The sequence below is a fragment of the Pseudoalteromonas shioyasakiensis genome, assembly GCF_024518675.1.
Classification (GTDB): Bacteria; Pseudomonadota; Gammaproteobacteria; order Enterobacterales; family Alteromonadaceae; genus Pseudoalteromonas; species Pseudoalteromonas shioyasakiensis_B.
In genome coordinates this window covers 1,277,701-1,295,331 of sequence record NZ_JANIGL010000001.1, presented here as the reverse complement: position 1 = coordinate 1,295,331, position 17,631 = coordinate 1,277,701, and the positions used below count along the sequence as shown (strand labels likewise).

Annotated in this window: 16 protein-coding genes and 1 rRNA gene; 9 read left to right on the top strand and 8 right to left on the bottom strand. The window is 40.7% G+C overall.

All coding sequences use genetic code 11. The features are described from left to right. A 5S ribosomal RNA gene (rrf, locus tag NQT69_RS05725) occupies positions 1–112 on the top strand; the annotation flags it as partial. A 659-nt stretch (positions 113–771) separates the two neighbouring features. Continuing rightward, positions 772–2,472 (top strand): D-lactate dehydrogenase, encoded by a 1,701-nt coding sequence (gene dld / locus NQT69_RS05720; RefSeq protein ID WP_256826704.1) that lies wholly within the window; start codon positions 772–774, stop codon positions 2,470–2,472. Positions 2,473–3,757: 1,285 nt separating this feature from the next. On the opposite strand, the gene NQT69_RS05715 is transcribed toward dld, so the two are convergent. The 4 genes from NQT69_RS05715 to ettA all read right to left on the bottom strand — a co-directional run bounded on the left by NQT69_RS05715 (position 3,758) and on the right by ettA (position 7,654). Beyond that, positions 3,758–4,420, bottom strand: coding sequence for a hypothetical protein (locus NQT69_RS05715; protein ID WP_256826703.1), 663 nt, complete (start codon positions 4,418–4,420; stop codon positions 3,758–3,760). Between the two features lie 57 nt (positions 4,421–4,477). Next, the gene (locus NQT69_RS05710; RefSeq protein ID WP_256826702.1) at positions 4,478–5,386 is read right to left on the bottom strand and encodes a histone deacetylase family protein; all 909 of its coding nucleotides are present in this window, start codon (positions 5,384–5,386) and stop codon (positions 4,478–4,480) included. Positions 5,387–5,439: 53 nt separating this feature from the next. Then, the gene (locus tag NQT69_RS05705) at positions 5,440–5,808 is read right to left on the bottom strand and encodes a PilZ domain-containing protein (protein ID WP_256826701.1); all 369 of its coding nucleotides are present in this window, start codon (positions 5,806–5,808) and stop codon (positions 5,440–5,442) included. 172 nt (positions 5,809–5,980) lie between these two features. Then, positions 5,981–7,654: an energy-dependent translational throttle protein EttA gene (ettA, locus tag NQT69_RS05700; protein WP_256826700.1), complete on the bottom strand. Its 1,674-nt coding sequence runs from the start codon at positions 7,652–7,654 to the stop codon at positions 5,981–5,983. A 212-nt stretch (positions 7,655–7,866) separates the two neighbouring features. Here ettA and NQT69_RS05695 point away from each other — a divergent pair, with 212 nt between their 5' ends. The 3 genes from NQT69_RS05695 to metH are packed head-to-tail and all read left to right on the top strand — an operon-like array spanning position 7,867 to position 12,511. Further along, entirely contained in the window at positions 7,867–8,814 is a 948-nt protein-coding gene (locus tag NQT69_RS05695; RefSeq protein WP_256826699.1) for a homoserine O-succinyltransferase, read from the top strand. After that, on the top strand, positions 8,804–9,871 hold the full coding sequence (locus NQT69_RS05690) for a homocysteine S-methyltransferase family protein (RefSeq protein WP_256826698.1): 1,068 nt from the start codon (positions 8,804–8,806) through the stop codon (positions 9,869–9,871). The genes NQT69_RS05695 and NQT69_RS05690 overlap by 11 nt, the downstream gene beginning before the upstream one ends. A 9-nt stretch (positions 9,872–9,880) precedes the next feature. Further along, complete coding sequence (metH, locus tag NQT69_RS05685; RefSeq protein WP_256826697.1) at positions 9,881–12,511, top strand: methionine synthase; 2,631 nt, start codon at positions 9,881–9,883, stop codon at positions 12,509–12,511. Between the two features lie 84 nt (positions 12,512–12,595). Here the strand turns inward: metH and NQT69_RS05680 are convergent, their stop codons facing one another. From NQT69_RS05680 to flgA, 4 genes are all read right to left on the bottom strand, one after another. Next, complete coding sequence (locus NQT69_RS05680) at positions 12,596–12,793, bottom strand: CsbD family protein (RefSeq protein ID WP_256826696.1); 198 nt, start codon at positions 12,791–12,793, stop codon at positions 12,596–12,598. Positions 12,794–13,102: 309 nt separating this feature from the next. After that, the gene (flgN, locus tag NQT69_RS05675; protein WP_256826695.1) at positions 13,103–13,531 is read right to left on the bottom strand and encodes a flagellar export chaperone FlgN; all 429 of its coding nucleotides are present in this window, start codon (positions 13,529–13,531) and stop codon (positions 13,103–13,105) included. Continuing rightward, a complete protein-coding gene (gene flgM, locus NQT69_RS05670) occupies positions 13,528–13,830 on the bottom strand; it encodes a flagellar biosynthesis anti-sigma factor FlgM (protein ID WP_256826694.1) in 303 nt (100 codons plus the stop codon). Before flgM ends, flgN begins: the two co-directional genes overlap by 4 nt. Positions 13,831–13,929: 99 nt before the next feature. Next, positions 13,930–14,688, bottom strand: a complete 759-nt coding sequence (gene flgA, locus NQT69_RS05665) for a flagellar basal body P-ring formation chaperone FlgA (protein ID WP_256826693.1) — start codon at positions 14,686–14,688, stop codon at positions 13,930–13,932. Positions 14,689–14,795: 107 nt separating this feature from the next. Between flgA and flgB the strand changes: the two genes are divergently transcribed. The 4 genes from flgB to NQT69_RS05645 are packed head-to-tail and all read left to right on the top strand — an operon-like array spanning position 14,796 to position 17,620. Next, a complete protein-coding gene (gene flgB, locus NQT69_RS05660) occupies positions 14,796–15,167 on the top strand; it encodes a flagellar basal body rod protein FlgB (protein ID WP_256826692.1) in 372 nt (123 codons plus the stop codon). Positions 15,168–15,169: 2 nt separating this feature from the next. Further along, complete coding sequence (gene flgC / locus NQT69_RS05655) at positions 15,170–15,586, top strand: flagellar basal body rod protein FlgC (RefSeq protein ID WP_256826691.1); 417 nt, start codon at positions 15,170–15,172, stop codon at positions 15,584–15,586. A gap of 10 nt (positions 15,587–15,596) precedes the next feature. After that, a complete protein-coding gene (locus NQT69_RS05650; protein ID WP_256826690.1) occupies positions 15,597–16,253 on the top strand; it encodes a flagellar hook assembly protein FlgD in 657 nt (218 codons plus the stop codon). Between the two features lie 17 nt (positions 16,254–16,270). Then, positions 16,271–17,620 carry a flagellar hook protein FlgE gene (locus NQT69_RS05645; protein ID WP_256826689.1) on the top strand — a complete coding sequence of 450 codons (1,350 nt, stop codon included), beginning with the start codon at positions 16,271–16,273 and terminating at the stop codon, positions 17,618–17,620. Positions 17,621–17,631 lie beyond the last annotated feature (11 nt).

Sequence of the window (17,631 nt, the reverse complement as noted above, 5' to 3'; positions counted from 1 at the left end):
GGTGACAATAGCGTTTTGGACCCACCTGATCCCATGCCGAACTCAGTAGTGAAACGAAACAGCGCCGATGATAGTGTAGCATTTGTTATGTGAAAGTAGGTCATCGCCAGGCTCCAAATAAGAGAAAGCCCGATTCGAAAGAGTCGGGCTTTTTTACGTTTACAGGAAAGTGAAATAGTAAGCGAGCATAAAGCTAGCGAGCCGCACTGCGTCAACCTGAACACCGTAGTGTGGGTTGAATATCATGAAACCCACGGGTAATAAAGTTCGTAGCCAGACCCCATATCGAACTCAGTAGTGAAATGAAACAGCTCGAAGGCGAGCCCCGACCAATGAGAGTGTCGCATTTGTTATGTGGCTCTCTACCGCTGTGGGCACTACGTCATCCTACTGCGTAGCGCACCATGGCTCCAAATTGAGAAAGCCCGATTCGAAAGAGTCGGGCTTTTTTACGTTTACAGGAAAGTGGAATAGTAAGGGAGTTAGTGAGAGTAAAGCGTAGGGCTTAACGTGTTGCGCGCTGTCAAAGTTATTGTAGGAGGAGGCTTCAGCCCCGATTTAAAGCTCGCAAACTCGCACTCTCTACAAGAAAACGCAAACGTAAGTGAAAAAATCTTATTTTCTTACGCTAGAATAAATTGTTCTTATCTGGCAGAATATTTTAAATAAACATAGTTATTGAATGTTAATTCAGTTTCTATATAGCGAACAACATCATATTTGATAGTATATTGTCCGCCAATACACATAATAACTTTATCAGGAACAGTCATGACTAGCAGCTCAGCACATACTTCATTAATTCTAGAGTTAAACACGATTGTTGGGAGTAAGTTTATCCTTACTGATAACTCGAAAATGCAGCCGTATTGTAAAGGATTTCGGTTTGGTGCTGGATCAGCATTAGCAGTGATAAGACCCGCTACCTTGGTTCAAGTGTGGCAGGCATTAAAGGCGTGCGTTGCAAGCGATGTGATTGTGATAATGCAAGCTGCAAATACAGGCCTAACAGGAGGGTCTACACCTGATGGCAATGATTATGATCGCCCTATTGTTGTGATCAATACCATGCGTATCAGTGATATCCAATTAATTGATAGTGCAAAACAAATTGTAGGTTTAGCTGGCGCTACATTATTTGGTCTTGAAGATGTATTGAAAGAGTATGGGCGTGAACCGCATTCAGTGATTGGTTCTTCATGTATTGGTGCATCTATAGTAGGGGGGGTGTGCAATAATTCAGGTGGAGCGTTGGTGCAACGGGGTCCTGCTTATACAGAACTGTCTTTATTTGCACAAATAGATGAACAGGGTAACTTATCTTTAGTAAACAATTTAGGTATACACCTAGGTGATACACCAGAAGATATTTTGACTAATTTACAGAATAAAAATTATACCGAAACTGACATTGAGTACGGTAAGCTGCGTGCATCTGATAACGAGTATCACGAGCGCGTTAGAGATGTTGATGCAAATACACCATCACGATTCAATAATGATGGACGGCGCTTATATCAAGCTTCTGGCTGTGCAGGGAAGTTAGCTGTTTTTGCTGTGCGCATGGATACCTTTCCTATTCCTGAAAAGTATCAAGTATTTTACCTTGGTACTAATGACGCTAACGTTTTAGCGCAAATTCGTCGAGATATGTTGTCATCATTTGAAACGCTGCCCGTGTCAGGCGAGTACATACATAGAGAATGCTATGATGCATGTAAAAAGTACGGCAAAGATACGTTTTTAGTGATTGATAAACTTGGTTCAAAGTTCATTCCTAAAATGTTCGCTATGAAGAGAAGTGTTGATCGTATTGCTGATAAACTATCTTTCTTACCCGCTAAGTTCTCAGAGCGCGTTATGCAGTATTTGAGTTATTTATGGCCAAATCACTTACCTAGAAGAATGGAAAGCTTTCGTGATAAATATGAACACCATTGGATAGTTGAAATGAGTGGTGATGGTGTAGACGAAGCGAAAGCTTACTTTGATAAGTTTTTCAAAGAGAACGAAGGCAGTTATTTTGAATGCACTAAAGATGAAGGTGAAAAAGCAATTTTACATCGCTTTGTAGCTGGCGGCGCTATTGGGCGTATGCATGCAATGCGCGCTAAAGAGCTTGGTGATGTGATGACCATAGATGTAGCATTCCCCCGTAATGAAAAAGAGTGGTTTGAGCAACTACCAAAAGAGTTAGATGATCAAATAGAAGTGAAACTTTATTACGGGCATTTATTTTGTCATGTTATGCATCAAAACTACATTATGAAAAAAGGCGTTGATGCAAAGGCTGTGAAAAATAAAATCTTACAAACCTTTGATGAGCGTGGTGCAGAATATCCTGCTGAGCATAATGTAGGTCATGAATATTTAGCTAAAGATGCTTTAAGAGCATTTTATAAAGAGCTTGATCCAACCAATTCTTTTAATCCTGGTATAGGTAAAACAAGTAAGTGTAAACATTGGTCTTGATAATAAAATGTTAACTTTGTAAATTCTTTCGCTCTGTTATCTTTTGAATATTTTATTCTCAAAAATTAAATAAATTGTTGGGAATAAAATTATTTTCTTGAAGTTACTTTTCTTAACTGCTTTCTTATTAAATTGGTTTTGTTGTTTATCTATCTGATTTTTAATGAAATTTAATTAAATCTTATCTCTTAAATTAATGTGTATATCAGCTCTACTTATAGCTCTTTGGGCTAAAATAGCATGAGTTAATTTTTTTCATCTATTGAGTTTATTTTTATCAGTTGTCACCACAGAGCTATTACTCTAAATTTATATTCAAGCAAACAACATGGCTAACCAAAAAAGGTTACTGCTTATTTCGGCTACTAAGCCAAGTTATAAATGTCATGAGTTTGCAGCCTAAAGGCTAAGAAAAGAATCTTTATAATTGTGTGTGAAGATGTTGTCAAAAAGACGACTCAAGTTAGGGGTTAACTTGGCTTGAGTTGCTTTTTATTTTAACCGCCACGCAGTTAGATGAACTAAGCTTTCATCAATGAATTTAAAGTGTACAGATTGCACTTAAAACTGAATCTTTATAATTGTGTGTGAAGATGTTGTCAAAAAGACGACTCAAGTTAGGGAATAACTTGGCTTGAGTTGCTTTTTATTTTAATCGCCACGCAGTTAGATGAACTAAGCTTTCATCAATGAATTTAAAGTGTACAGATTGCACTTAAAACTGAATCTTTATAATTGTGTGTGAAGATGTTGTCAAAAAGACGACTCAAGTTAGGGATTAACTTGGCTTGAGTTGCTTTTTATTTTAATCGCCATGCAGTTAGATGAATTAAGTTTTCATCAATGAATTTAAAGTGTACAGATTACACTTAAAACCGAATCTTTATAATTGTGTGTGAAGATGTTGTCAAAAAGACGACTCAAGTTAGGGATTAACTTGGCTTGAGTTGCTTTTTATTTTAACCGCCACGCAGTTAGATGAATTAAGTTTTCATCAATGAATTTAAAGTGTACAGATTACACTTAAAACCGAATCTTTATAATTGTGTGTGAAGATGTTGTCAAAGGCGGCTCAAGTTTATTAAAACTTGAGCTGTTTTTATTTCCGGCCACTTAAGACTTCTATCATCTAAGCTTGATTTCATACTATCTCACCCAAGTCGATTAATTCAGCAATATTGATTTTACCTGCTCAAATTGGAATGCTATCTACAGCTTATGACAAAGTTGTATAAGCAGTGCTTCAAGCAAAAGGGTAACCAATTGAGTATAAAACCTGATGACTTTACTTTAAATCTTCACTATCAAAATACAGTGGTTTTAAAGTGCCGCAATTGATAAATTTATACGTGAGTTCGCTTTCTTTTGGTACACGTTTGGAAGTGCGAAACTTCTGTAAGCATGCGTTGGCTAGATCAACAAAAATAAGGTGATTATAGCTTGGGGCCTGACTTATTTTATGAATATAAATACGCTCATTTTCTTTTAAGGTAATTAAATCATATTCTTGCCACTGCGATGACTCAGCTAAATCATCCAGTTCACGGGCATAGAGTAGTTCACTCATTTCTATGGTGCGGTTTTCATACACTAAGGTGCCATCGCGGCGGTAATCGCCGTTATAAATATCAGCGGTTATTGTTATTTCTTCACCACGCATTAAACGTTGAATATTAAATGGTTTAGTCTTAATGGTAATAAGCTCAGCACCTCTTACTACATTTAAAAAAGCAACATCAGGGTTATCAATCTTATAAACTACTTGTACGTCATGCGGCTGCTTGTAACTAGGTATATTAACAGCAAAGATACGTGAACCTTGATTCACCAGAGCCATGGCATGCTCAGCATTATAAGCTGGGTTTATAGGCGGTAATTCTTTAGCTTCTTCTTCGCAATACGCTACAGTTGTTAGCCCTACCAATAAAATGGAAAATAAAAACCGCATAATAACCTCAATTAATTTATAAGCTTAAAGTGTAGCTTAAGTTTGTACTAGCGCTATTTAAAAACGTGCTGCTTGCTCGACTACAATGGCATGGCGCTGAGCAAGACGCAAATGGTCTCGGTCATAACCACCACCAATCACTGTTGCGACAGGTGTACTGTGCTGTAAACAACGCTTTAGCACCAAGTTATCTCGTTTTTCAATGCCTTGCCAAGTGATATCGAGTTTGCCTAAACCATCTTCTTGCCATATATCAACACCTGCATCATACAATACTAAGTCAGGGTTAAGCTCACTAAGCAAAAATTGCAGTGTGTCATCTACAACACCAAGGTATTCATCATCTTGCATATTATTTGCAAGGCCGATGTCTAAATCGCTGGGGGATTTTCTAAATGGGAAGTTCTTTTCACAGTGTATTGAACAAGTATAGGCATAGGGCTGGTGAGCAAGCATTGCTGCTGTGCCATCACCTTGGTGTACGTCGAGATCAAAGATCAGTACGTTGGTCAATTCACGGTTTTGTATAAGGGTTTGCGCTGTAAAGGCAAGGTCGTTCACCATACAAAACCCTGAACCAAAGTCTGTATGTGCATGATGAGTCCCGCCCGCTAAGTGGCAGGCGAGGCCATGTTTAAGCGCTAGGCGTGCTGTTTCGAGTGTACCGAGTGGTGCAGTAAAGGTTCGAGCTATTAATGGCTCTGACCAAGGCAGGCCGATGCGTCTTAGGGCTTTTTCTTCTAGGTTATTATGCCATAAGTCGTCTAAATAATTTGCGCAGTGGACCAGTTCAAGATCATCTGGGTTACCGAGTCTTGGTTGAGTTAAGTTGTGATTAACTAGACCTAATTGTTTTACGTGCTGGTATAAGTTAGCAAATTTACTCATAACAAAGCGGTGTTTAGGATCAAAGCTAAATGAGTAATTAGGGTGGTAAATCAAAGGTAAGTGTGGGTTTAGAGTCATAACTGCGTTTATCTGCTATTTTAAGTCATGGTAATCAAGTTACAGCAGATAGTCTATTTTTGTGGTGCGTGAATAAGCTTTGCGAGTTCACGATGTAATAACTCGTCATTACCTAAATTAAGCTCTACTAAACGTTTTAAATGGGTAATGCTATCAATATCTATATGAGTACAATGCAAGCCAAAATGTAAGGGTTCAATATGACTAATCTCAACCGCCATAACAATGTTTACGTGGCTATCAGGCAAGGTAAAGGCAAGTTCAGCCGATTGATGTTTATCAGCTTTTAAACCATTGGGGTGGCTAATCAATACACCATTGAGGGATACATCAAGTAACTCACAATTATACAGTTGCTCGTTTAGTAAAAGTGTTGCGGGAGTAGAAAATAACACGCGAGTATATTGACGACGATTATCCATAAGAGCAGTGCCTTGAATTTGCAGCATTAGCTCGTATTATAGTCAACAATCTTCTAGAAGTTTGAATATTAATCCAAAATAAAAAGCCCCGCATAAATGCAGGGCTTAAAATATGTTTAGAACCTAGAACCTAGAACCTAGAACCTAGAACCTAGAACCTAGAACCTAGAACCTAACCAATTTTCTTGTATTTAATACGCTTAGGTTGCGCAGCTTCAGCACCTAAGGTCTTTTTAAGCCACTCTTCGTATTCTGTGTAGTTACCATCGAAGAAGTTAATTTGGCCTTCATCACGGTAATCAAGAATGTGCGTAGCGATACGGTCTAAGAACCAGCGGTCATGTGAAATACACATAACATTACCCGGAAACTCTAAAATAGCGTTCTCAAGGGCGCGTAATGTTTCAACGTCCAAGTCATTGGTTGGCTCATCCAGTAAGATGACATTGCCGCCTGCTTTTAGTAGCTTGGCTAGGTGTAAACGATTACGCTCACCACCTGATAGATCTTTGACAAACTTTTGCTGGTCATTGCCTTTAAAGTTAAAGCGGCCTACGTAAGCACGGCTTGGGAATTCAAAGTTACCAATTTTTAATACATCTTGGCCGTCTGAAATTTCTTGGAAAACCGTATTGCTGTCGTCCATATTGCCACGGAACTGATCAACTGTAGCAAGCTCAACTGTTTCACCAATGGTGATATCGCCGCTATCTGGCTTTTCTTCACCACTTAGCATTTTAAATAGGGTTGATTTACCCGCACCATTAGCACCGATAATGCCGACAATCGCCCCTTTTGGCATGGTGAAGTTTAAGTCATCAATGAGTACGCGGTCACCAAAGCTCTTCTTCAAGTTTTTAACTTCAATTACTTGGTCGCCTAAACGTGGACCAGGTGGAATAAATAGCTCATTGGTTTCGTTACGCTTTTGGTAATCAGAGTGTTGTAGCTCACTAAACTGCGCCATACGCGCTTTAGACTTAGCTTGACGACCTTTCGGGTTTGAACGCACCCACTCAAGCTCTTGGGCAATTGATTTTTGACGGGCTTTTTCAGATTTTTGCTCTTGCTGTAAACGCGCATCTTTTTGTTCAAGCCATGACGAGTAGTTTCCTTCCCATGGGATACCTTCACCACGGTCAAGCTCTAGAATCCAACCCGCTACATTATCAAGGAAGTAACGGTCATGGGTTACTGCCACAACGGTACCTTCGTAATCATGTAAAAAGCGCTCAAGCCATGCAACTGACTCGGCATCCAAGTGGTTAGTTGGCTCATCAAGAATAAGCATATCTGGCTTTTCAAGTAGTAAACGACAAATCGCGATACGACGACGCTCACCCCCTGATAACACCTCTACTTTAGCATCCCAAGGCGGTAAACGTAGCGCATCAGCTGCGCGCTCTAATACGTTATCAATATTATGACCGTCATGGGCTTGAATAATGGCTTCTAGCTCACCTTGCTCTTTGGCTAGCGCGTCAAAGTCAGCGTCTTCCATAGCGTATTCGTTATAAACTTCGTCAAGGCGGTTCAGTGCATTTTTAACTTCACTAACCGCTTCTTCAACGGTTTCACGCACGGTTTTGCTTTCATCGAGTACCGGCTCTTGCGGTAAGTAACCGATTTTAATACCAGGCTGAGGGTGTGCTTCACCTTCAAACTCTTGATCAACGCCTGCCATTATGCGCAGCAAGCTTGATTTACCCGAGCCGTTTAAGCCAAGTACACCAATTTTTGCGCCAGGGAAAAAATGCAATGAGATATCTTTTAAGATAGTACGCTTAGGTGGCACAACCTTAGATACTCGACTCATCGAGAAAATAAACTTATCTGGTAAAACCATGGGAAAAGCCTTCGAATTATAAATAAAATTATGATGGCTTATTGTAGAGTCTCAAAGGCTAAACAGTCAACGAATCAGCAAGGTGAGCACGGGGATTTAGGCAAATTGGTGATATAAGTAAAATCATTTAGACATCTATACATCTAGAGGTTGAAATTTACTGCTAACAGGTCATAATTAGCCATTGGTTAAAATGATGCTGGAGTGAATGAATGCCTATTACAGTGAAAGATGAATTGCCCGCAATTGCAAAACTGCGCCAAGAAAATGTCTTTGTAATGCCTAAAACACGTGCGAAGACGCAAGAAATTCGCCCGATGCGGCTGGCCATCTTAAACTTAATGCCGAATAAAGTAGAAACCGAAGTACAGTTTATTCGCTTACTGGCAAATTCCCCCTTGCAAGTGAATGTTGAGCTTTTACGCTTAGACACTCACCGTAGTAGCAGTAACTCAGAAGCGCATTTAGATACCTTTTACCGTTATTTCTCAGAGGTTAAAGACAACAACTACGATGCTATGTTGGTAACTGGCGCACCGCTTGCGCATTTAGAATACGACGATGTCGCTTATTGGGATGAGCTCAAAGTGATACTCGACTGGGCTGAGCAACATGTTACATCAACCTTGTTTTCGTGCTGGGCGGCGCATGCTGGCTTGTTTCATCACTATGGGTTAAAGCGCGAATTAAAACCTAATAAGCTCAGTGGCGTATTTACTCATCATTGCTACTTTGAACACGCCGCGCTTACACGTGGTTTTGATGATACCTTTGTGGTGCCACATTCTCGTTTTGGCCACATTGATATTGAAAAAATTAATGCCTGCGAAGATTTAGTTGTATTGGCAGGCTCTGAGCGAGTGGGTGCTTACTTGCTTAAGAACAAATCGGGGAGTCAGGTGTATATTACAGGTCATCCAGAATACGATGCCGACACATTAAAGGGCGAATACCAACGCGACCTTGCAAAGGAGCCTAACGCCGCTATGCCTGAAAATTACTTTCCTGATAACAACCCAGATAACGAGCCGTCGAAAACCTGGCAAAGCCATGCTTTCTTGTTATTTTCGAATTGGTTAAATTACTATGTGTATCAAACCACACCTTATGATATTAATCTCGTTAGCCAAGCAGTAAGGACTAACAACTATGCCGAGTAATACAGTGAATAAACATGCAGAACTAACCGAGGCGCTAAAGCAGCGAATTTTAATCCTCGACGGCGCTATGGGCACCATGATCCAAGAGCATAAATTAGAAGAAGAAGATTACCGTGGTGAGCGTTTTAAAGACTGGCATGTATTAATCAAAGGCAATAATGACTTATTAAGCCTTACTCAACCAAAGATTATTGCTGATATTCACCGTGGCTTTTTAAATGCCGGTGCCGATATTATCGAAACCAACACGTTTAACTCGACCACCATTTCGATGGAAGATTACGACATGGCAAGCATTAGCCGTGAAGTAAATCTAGAGTCAGCAAAATTAGCACGTAGTATTTGTGATGAGTTCACCGCTAAAAACCCTGAAAAACCACGATATGTGGCAGGTGTACTTGGGCCAACGTCAAAAACTTGCTCAATCTCGCCTGATGTAAATGACCCAGGTTATCGTAATATCACCTTTGATAAATTAGTCACGGCCTATGTTGAATCGACCCTTGCGTTAATGGAAGGCGGCGCTGATTTAATTTTGATTGAGACTATTTTTGATACCTTAAATGCAAAAGCCGCGTCGTTCGCGGTTGAAGAAGCATTTGAGCAAGCAGGGCGTAAGCTGCCAGTAATGATCTCAGGCACTATTACCGATGCATCCGGCCGTACACTTTCAGGGCAAACCACCGAAGCATTTTATAATTCAATCCGCCATATTAAGCCTATTTCAATTGGTTTAAATTGCGCTCTTGGTCCTGACTTATTACGCCAATATGTAGAAGAATTATCACGGGTTTGCGAAACCTTTGTATCTGTTCACCCTAACGCAGGCTTACCTAATGAATTTGGTGAATACGATTTAGAAGCGCCTGAAATGGCTGCTGAAATCATTGATTGGGGTAAGTCGGGTTTTATAAATATTGTTGGCGGTTGCTGCGGCACCACACCTGCTCATATTAAAGCATTTGCCAAGGGCCTTGAAGCGGTTAAACCTCGCCAATTACCTGAGCTTGAAGTGCGCATGCGCTTATCTGGCCTTGAAGCGTGTAACTTAAATTAGGAAACCGACATGACACAACAAATAGCAGTATTTACTAACGTCGGTGAGCGTACCAATGTAACCGGCTCAGCCATGTTCAAGCGATTGATCATGGAAGAAGACTATGAAACCGCCCTTAATGTTGCCCGCGAACAAGTTGAAAATGGCGCGCAAGTAATTGATATCAACATGGATGAAGCCATGTTGGACTCAAAAGCCGCAATGGTGAAGTTTTTAAACTTAATTGCCTCAGAGCCTGACATTTCAAAAGTACCCATCATGGTTGATTCCTCTAAATGGGAAGTGATTGAAGCAGGCTTAAAATGCATTCAAGGTAAGGCGATTGTTAACTCAATCTCGCTAAAAGAAGGCGAAGAGCCGTTTATCCACCAAGCTAAAATTATTAAACGCTTTGGTGCAGCCGCTGTTGTAATGGCGTTTGATACCGATGGCCAAGCTGATACCGCAGAACGAAAATATGAAATTTGCGAGCGCAGCTACCGTATTTTGGTTGACGAAATAGGCTTTCCGCCTGAAGACATTATTTTTGACCCAAATATTTTTGCCGTTGCAACGGGTATTGAAGAGCATGATAACTACGCGGTCGAGTTTATTGAAGGCACGCGTCGCATCAAACAAAACTTGCCCCATTGTAAAGTGTCGGGTGGGGTATCAAACGTATCGTTCTCGTTCCGTGGTAATAACCCAGTACGTGAAGCGATTCACTCAGTATTTTTATACCATGCCATAAAAGCAGGTATGGATATGGGGATAGTCAACGCAGGGCAACTTGCCGTTTATGACGATATTCCAGAAGAGCTACGTAAAGCCGTTGAAGATGTAATTTTAAATACCGACTCAGGTGCGGGTGAGCGCTTAGTAGAGCTTGCACCTAAGTTTTCAGGTATGGCTCAAGCTGAGCGTGTTGAAGATTTAGAGTGGCGCAGTTGGCCTGTTGAAAAGCGTCTTGAACATGCGCTTGTAAAAGGTATTACCGAATACATCGATGAAGACACCGAAGAATGCCGCGCAAGCGCAGATAAACCCATTCATGTCATCGAAGGGCCATTAATGGATGGTATGAACGTGGTAGGTGACTTATTTGGCGCGGGTAAAATGTTTTTACCACAAGTAGTTAAATCTGCCCGTGTAATGAAGCGTGCCGTAGCCTACCTAGACCCATTCATTGAGGCCGAAAAAGAAGAAGGCGCTACTAACGGTAAAGTGGTGATGGCAACCGTTAAAGGTGATGTACACGACATTGGAAAAAACATCGTTGGCGTAGTGCTGCAATGCAACAACTACGAAGTGATAGATTTAGGTGTAATGGTACCTGCTGAGAAAATTCTGCAAACTGCGATTGATGAGAAAGCTGACATCATCGGCTTATCTGGGCTTATCACTCCTTCGCTTGATGAAATGGTACACGTTGCTAAAGAAATGAAGCGCCGCGGCTTTGAGTTACCGTTATTGATTGGTGGTGCAACCACATCTAAAGCACATACTGCGGTTAAAATTGAGCCGCAATATGATAAAGGCGTGGTGTATGTAAATAACGCCAGCCGTGCAGTGGGCGTGGTTTCAAACTTGTTATCAAAAGAGCTAAAACCCGCCTTTTTAGAAAAAACCAAAGCTGAATATGTCAAAGTGCGCGAGCAACAAGCGCGTAAAAAGCCGCGTTCAAAACCGGTGACTATTCAACGTGCTCGAGATAACGCAGCCCAACTTGATTGGGATAACTACACGCCACCGGTGCCGAAAAGACTAGGTGTGACTGAGTTTAAAGATGTATCAATCGCGACATTACGCAAATACATCGACTGGACGCCTTATTTCATGACTTGGTCAATCGCGGGGAAATACCCACGCATAATGACTGATGAAGTCGTCGGCGAGCAGGCGCAAAGCTTGTTTAAAGACGCTAACGACATGTTAGACGAGCTTGAGCAATCAGGCAGTTTGCAGCCGCTTGGGGTGATTGGTTTATTCCCAGCAAACCGCGTTGGCGACGACATTGAAATATACACCGACGAAAGCCGCTCTGAGGTATTAACCACGTCGTGCCATTTACGGCAGCAAACCGAAAAAACCGACTTTGCTAACTACTGTTTAGCCGATTATATCGGGCCAAAAGGTACACCAGATTACTTTGGTGCATTTGCAGTAACTGGTGGCCTTGAAGAAGACGACTTAGCCGATGCCTTTGACGCTAAACAAGATGACTATAATAAAATTATGGTCAAAGCGGTGGCCGATAGACTTGCAGAAGCATTTGCCGAGTACTTACACGAGCAAGTGCGCAAAGAGTACTGGGGTTTTGCACCGGATGAAAACTTATCAAATGATGAGCTTATTCGAGAAAACTACCAAGGTATTCGCCCAGCACCTGGTTACCCGGCTTGCCCAGAGCACACTGAGAAAAAGAAAATTTGGCAGTTACTTGATACCGAAAAGCGCATTGGCATGCAGCTCACCAGCTCATACGCCATGTGGCCAGGCGCAGCAGTTTCAGGTTGGTACTTCTCACACCCTGATGCTAAGTATTACGCGGTGGCCGCAATTCAAAAAGATCAGGTTGAGGATTATGCTAAGCGAACAAATATGACGCTGGCAGAAGCCGAAAGATGGTTATCGCCTAATTTGGGTTATGAGTCGGAGTAATATAACGGCACTAAAGTTGAGAGTTTAGTGATACACAATAAAAAACCGCCAAACGGCGGTTTTTTGCTACTAAGCGTTTATGAATTAATGACTTTTTTCAAAGTCGTTAACTTCGCGCTCGGCTTCTTCTTTCGATTTGCCGTATTTTTGTTGGATTTTACCAACAAGTTCTGTACGGCTACCTTCGATTTTGTCTAAATCGTCATCGGTAAGGTCACCCCATTTACGTTGTGCTTTACCTTTAAGTTCTTTCCAATTACCTTCGATACGATCACTGTTCATAATTAACTCCTTTATTGGTTAATGAATTAACTTTCTATAATAAAGAAGCAATCCCTATACCATATAAGGGGGGGGAGTAATATTCATTATAATTCAGTGGTTTAGTTATTTTTGTGGGTGTGAAATATTTCAAGCGTTATAAAAAATGCTGAAATTCTACAGTCTAGTCTGTAATTATTGCAGAGCTAAAAGAGTGGTTTATGCAATCCCTCATCGTGCAGTTAGACGTTATTTTCATACAATGAAATACCAATTAGTATAGTTGAAAATGAGTCTATAGAGCCATTTTGAATTAGCTTAGAGTCGTGATCAAATATTCATTTCGGGGTAGCTGTTATTATTTTTAACACCAGTTAATCGCTGCATTAATTGACGTTGACTGGCTAATAATTTACCTGAACGCTCATTTAGCGCTTTACAGTGCTTAGATTTAATTGTTAGCTCTTGCAGCAGGTCAGTAGTCATACTCTTAACAGGCTCTGGTAGTTTGTTACAAAGTAAACGAAGACCTTTACTGCCACTAGGTAAGCTAAGGCTAATTAAAAATGCATCTCGTTGAGCATGGGTTTGCTCTAGGCTGTTAAGTACCTCAAGCATTTTTATGTTGTGCTTATCTAATCCAGTATCGCGTTTGTTCAATAACTCGTATTGAGATTCCAGTGCGCTGATAAGTACATCAAGCTTTTTAATATCTTGGCGTAAGCTAGTAATGTAAAGTTTGATACTGTTAATGGTCATTTTTTATGGTACTCAAGCAACGTGTCGACGAGGGTTGCTTCGTCTAGTTTAAAAGAGCCATTAGCAATTGCTGCTTTTACCTCCGCAACTTTTTGCAAATCAACATTTGATTGGCTAGATAGCGTTTCAAACGTTGAGTCGATTGATTTACTCAAAGCACTAACTTGGTTACGGGTAGAAACCGGTTGCTCAGCTGCTTTTTTATGGTTGCTAGATTCAGAATGCACAGACTGCCCAAAAGAGTTATTAACCTTTTGGTTTTGCTCAACAGCTACGCTTGGCTTATTAGTTATATTCATTGGTGAATTTACCTATGTAATTCATTGTATTTTACTATTACTTATATAAAGCGGCAGAATAAACACTGAACTTAAATTATTTTATACTTTTTAAAAAAATTAAAGAGAAGTTTTAACTGTTCCTTTGGCGATGACTTTTCCTTCAATAATTTTGCCAGAGCTTAAGTTTTTTACTTTTACTCGTTGCCCAAGTTGGCCATCTTCTAGCGAAATCGCAGTAACTCTGGCACTAAATGTATCAGTTGTTACTTGTAATTCAATATGCTGATCGCGGTTAACTAAATAGCTTTTTTCAAGTAAACGCCGATTAATAACGTCGCCGCTGTTTATATCACGGCGTACTTGCATGCCAATTAAAGGATCAATATTTAGTTCCATACCATGACGGAAGTTAGCTATGTTGAGCTGGCGTTTAGCTAATAAGTCTGTGGTGAGTATTTCTCCTCGTTGTAAATCACGCTTGGCAATAATTAAATCCATCCATAGGTCTATTTTTGCACTTGCCCTAAATTGCCATGAGGGTGAATCACAACTTACCGATAATCTTACTCTGCCAGCAGGGGGGGAGGCAGGCTTTGAACGTGAAATAGAGAGTGCGTCACAACTTAACCCTTGACTTCCTTTGGGTATGAAGAGGTCAATGGAATAGCGTTGGTTTGTTGAGCCATATTGCTTTAAATAGCGACCTATTTCTTTTTCTAAATAGTTTTTAAGCCTGGTTTCAAAATTAATTTGCTTTGCATGAGCAATATTAAAAAAACAAAAAAGTAAACATAAGAGGAAAAAAATAGTGTTCCTGTGCGGAAGTTTAGTTTCCGCTTGTTGGTTTTTTATCGCATGGCTTGAATGGTAAATCATTGAAAGTACTCACCTTTAAATGTTGGCACAAAGGTTGTTAAAGAGGTTGTATCGTCATGCTTAAACTTTGCAGGTGAGCATACAAGAATCTACTAATAGAGGCAACAATGGCATTATTTGATAAGGCGCTCGGAGTTCATCCGTTTTCGATGCAGTTACGAATCGATCGGGCTGAAGTTATCGCCAGTAATTTGGCGAATGTGGATACTCCGGGATTTAAATCACGCGATATCAATTATCAGCAAATAATGGAAGGTGTTGCGAGTAGTCTTAATCATGGCCGCGATGTTGGTTTTTCTGGGATTGCACAAAGTCAATTAATGTATCGAGTGCCTTATCAGGCCTCTAGTGATGGTAATACGGTTGAGTTAAATATCGAACAAGCTAAATTTTCGAATAACAGCATGGACTTTCAAACTAGCATGACGTTTTTAAATATGAAGATTAGTGGTTTACATAAAGTAATCAAGGGAGACTGAAGATGTCTTTTAATTCTATTTACGATATTAGCGGTAGCGCAATGCGTGCACAGGTAATGCGCTTGGACACCATAGCCTCCAATTTAGCTAATGCGGATACAGCTGCATCATCTGAAGAAGGCGCTTACAAAGCACTCAAGCCAGTTTTCTCTGCTATGTATACCTCAACAGTGGGCGAACAATCAGTATCGGCTTCAGTAAATACACTAGGGGTGACGGAGTCTAACCGAACTGTCGAGCAGAGATATGAACCTAATAACCCTCTAGCTAACCCTGATGGCTACGTCTTTTATTCTAATGTCAACGTACTTGAAGAGATGGCGGATATGATGTCTGCAAGTCGCAGTTATCAAACATCGGTTGAAGTGATGGGGCGTGTAAATAGCATGCAACAAAGCATTTTGAAATTAGGTCAATAAGGAACTGGTGATGAATATAAATACCCTAAATCAAAATGCTAATACTGCATCGGCCGAAACAGATAGTATTACCGGAAATGGTGCTTCAGCTGAAGAAATGTCGACTATGTTTTTAGAATTATTAGTTGCACAAATAAGTAACCAAAACCCACTGCAGCCCATGGATGGCACAGAATACGTAAGCCAGTTAGCTGAATTTTCAAACGTAGAGTCACTGCAAAGCATAAAACAAAACACCAGTAACAGTTTAGATTACATGAATAGCATGATGGTCTTAGAGGCAACCAATATGGTTGGTGAGTCTGTAGATGTTCAAGCAAATAGTGTGGCTTTAGAAAGTGATGGTGATATCGATGGCATGGTTAATTTATCCACTCCTGCCGATTCAGTTACTGTGCAGCTTTATAATAGTGATGGTGAATTAGTTGAAGAGATGAACCTACCTTACAGTGGGGTAGGTTCTTTACGCTTTAAGTTTGACAACCAGGATGCTGGTGGTTATGCCGTGCGCGCTTATAGCACCACAGATGGAATACCAGTCCAATTAGACACCTGGCTAAGCGGCGAGGTTGAACGAGTGTCGGTGGGGGAGTCTAGCCAAGATATCTTATTACAAGTGGACGGTTTAGGTAATTTCGCTCTGAGTGAAATTAACCATTTAGCTTAATTTTTAGGGAAATAACAATGTCTATATTAAATATTGGTCTAAGTGGCCTAAAAAGTACGCAAACCGGATTAGAAGTAACCAGTAATAATATCGCTAACTCAGCGACTGCAGGTTATAAAAAGTCAGATACTGAGTTTGCTGCCGTATACAATGGCGGGCAGCGTGGCGGCGTTAAAGTCTCAAATATTAAAGAAGACTTTGTCACTGGTGGTGAAATAGTAAGAACAGGTAATGCGCTGGATATTACTATTGATGGGCAAGGCTTTTTTGCTATTTCAGAAAATGGTCGTACTGCTTATACCCAGGCAGGGCAATTTGGACTAGATACTGATTTAAATATTGTGAATGCTAATGGTAGTAAGTTGCAAGGCTATGGTGTATCAGAGGTAGAAGAAGGCAGTGAACCTGTTATTTTGTCTGGTGTACTGACTGACTTACAAATCGAAGGAGCTAATATTCCTGCAAAAGCCACTAATGAAATTGCTTTTAACGGTAACTTAAGCTCAGCAAGTGATCTAATACCTTACTCAGCAACTGACCCATTTGATCCTACCGATGGCAGCCAGTATAACTTCTCTCAATCAACAGAGGTTTTTGATTCACTGGGTAACAGCCATGTAATGACGCAGTACTTTAATCATACCGCAGAAAACGAATGGCAGGTTATGTATTTTGTGAATGGTGAGCCATTAACCGCGGCACAAATAGGTGCGGCGAGTGGCGCAGTAGGCAACCAAGATGTTGTTGTAGAAGGAGCAACCGTAACTGCCGGCGTCGTTACAGTCAACTTTAATGCTGATGGACAAATGGCACCACTTGGCCCGTTTGCAGCTGGCGATGACCCTACGTTAGACAATAACAGTGAAGACCCATTTAACTTACGTGAAATTACCTTGGCATTCACTGCCGCTGGTGGTGGCGCACCGATGGCTCTAACGCTTGATATGGCAAAAAGCACTCAATTTGGTAGTAGTTTCGCAATGTATGAGAACGATGCCAATGGTTATACATCAGGCTCGTTTTCAGGGGTTGATGTAGCAGAGGACGGTAAGTTGTATGCCACCTTTACTAATGGTGAGTCCAAATTACAAGGGCAAGTCGTACTTGCATCATTTACAAATGTGAATGGTCTTGAGCCAGGCGATAACACCGTATGGTACGAAACAAGTGACTCAGGAGCTGCACTGTTTGGTGAGCCAGATTCAGGTGCCATTGGTAAATTACTATCAGGATCTTACATGGGATCGAATGTTGATATCAGTGAGCAGTTAGTTGGCTTAATGTCTTTTCAGCAGAACTATCAAGCAAATGCAAAAACTATCAGTAGTGCTGATGAAATGATGCAAATTCTGTTTAGCAATACGTAAAGGAATAGCAA

Excerpts from the sequence above, each read along its gene's own strand:
- dld (WP_256826704.1), top strand. The coding sequence starts at position 772 with ATGACTAGCAGCTCAGCACATACTTCATTAATTCTAGAGTTAAACACG.
- NQT69_RS05715 (WP_256826703.1), bottom strand. The coding sequence starts at position 4,420 with ATGCGGTTTTTATTTTCCATTTTATTGGTAGGGCTAACAACTGTAGCG.
- NQT69_RS05710 (WP_256826702.1), bottom strand. The coding sequence starts at position 5,386 with ATGACTCTAAACCCACACTTACCTTTGATTTACCACCCTAATTACTCA.
- NQT69_RS05705 (WP_256826701.1), bottom strand. The coding sequence starts at position 5,808 with ATGGATAATCGTCGTCAATATACTCGCGTGTTATTTTCTACTCCCGCA.
- ettA (WP_256826700.1), bottom strand. The coding sequence starts at position 7,654 with ATGGTTTTACCAGATAAGTTTATTTTCTCGATGAGTCGAGTATCTAAG.
- NQT69_RS05695 (WP_256826699.1), top strand. The coding sequence starts at position 7,867 with ATGCCTATTACAGTGAAAGATGAATTGCCCGCAATTGCAAAACTGCGC.
- NQT69_RS05690 (WP_256826698.1), top strand. The coding sequence starts at position 8,804 with ATGCCGAGTAATACAGTGAATAAACATGCAGAACTAACCGAGGCGCTA.
- metH (WP_256826697.1), top strand. The coding sequence starts at position 9,881 with ATGACACAACAAATAGCAGTATTTACTAACGTCGGTGAGCGTACCAAT.
- NQT69_RS05680 (WP_256826696.1), bottom strand. The coding sequence starts at position 12,793 with ATGAACAGTGATCGTATCGAAGGTAATTGGAAAGAACTTAAAGGTAAA.
- flgN (WP_256826695.1), bottom strand. The coding sequence starts at position 13,531 with ATGACCATTAACAGTATCAAACTTTACATTACTAGCTTACGCCAAGAT.
- flgM (WP_256826694.1), bottom strand. The coding sequence starts at position 13,830 with ATGAATATAACTAATAAGCCAAGCGTAGCTGTTGAGCAAAACCAAAAG.
- flgA (WP_256826693.1), bottom strand. The coding sequence starts at position 14,688 with ATGATTTACCATTCAAGCCATGCGATAAAAAACCAACAAGCGGAAACT.
- flgB (WP_256826692.1), top strand. The coding sequence starts at position 14,796 with ATGGCATTATTTGATAAGGCGCTCGGAGTTCATCCGTTTTCGATGCAG.
- flgC (WP_256826691.1), top strand. The coding sequence starts at position 15,170 with ATGTCTTTTAATTCTATTTACGATATTAGCGGTAGCGCAATGCGTGCA.
- NQT69_RS05650 (WP_256826690.1), top strand. The coding sequence starts at position 15,597 with ATGAATATAAATACCCTAAATCAAAATGCTAATACTGCATCGGCCGAA.
- NQT69_RS05645 (WP_256826689.1), top strand. The coding sequence starts at position 16,271 with ATGTCTATATTAAATATTGGTCTAAGTGGCCTAAAAAGTACGCAAACC.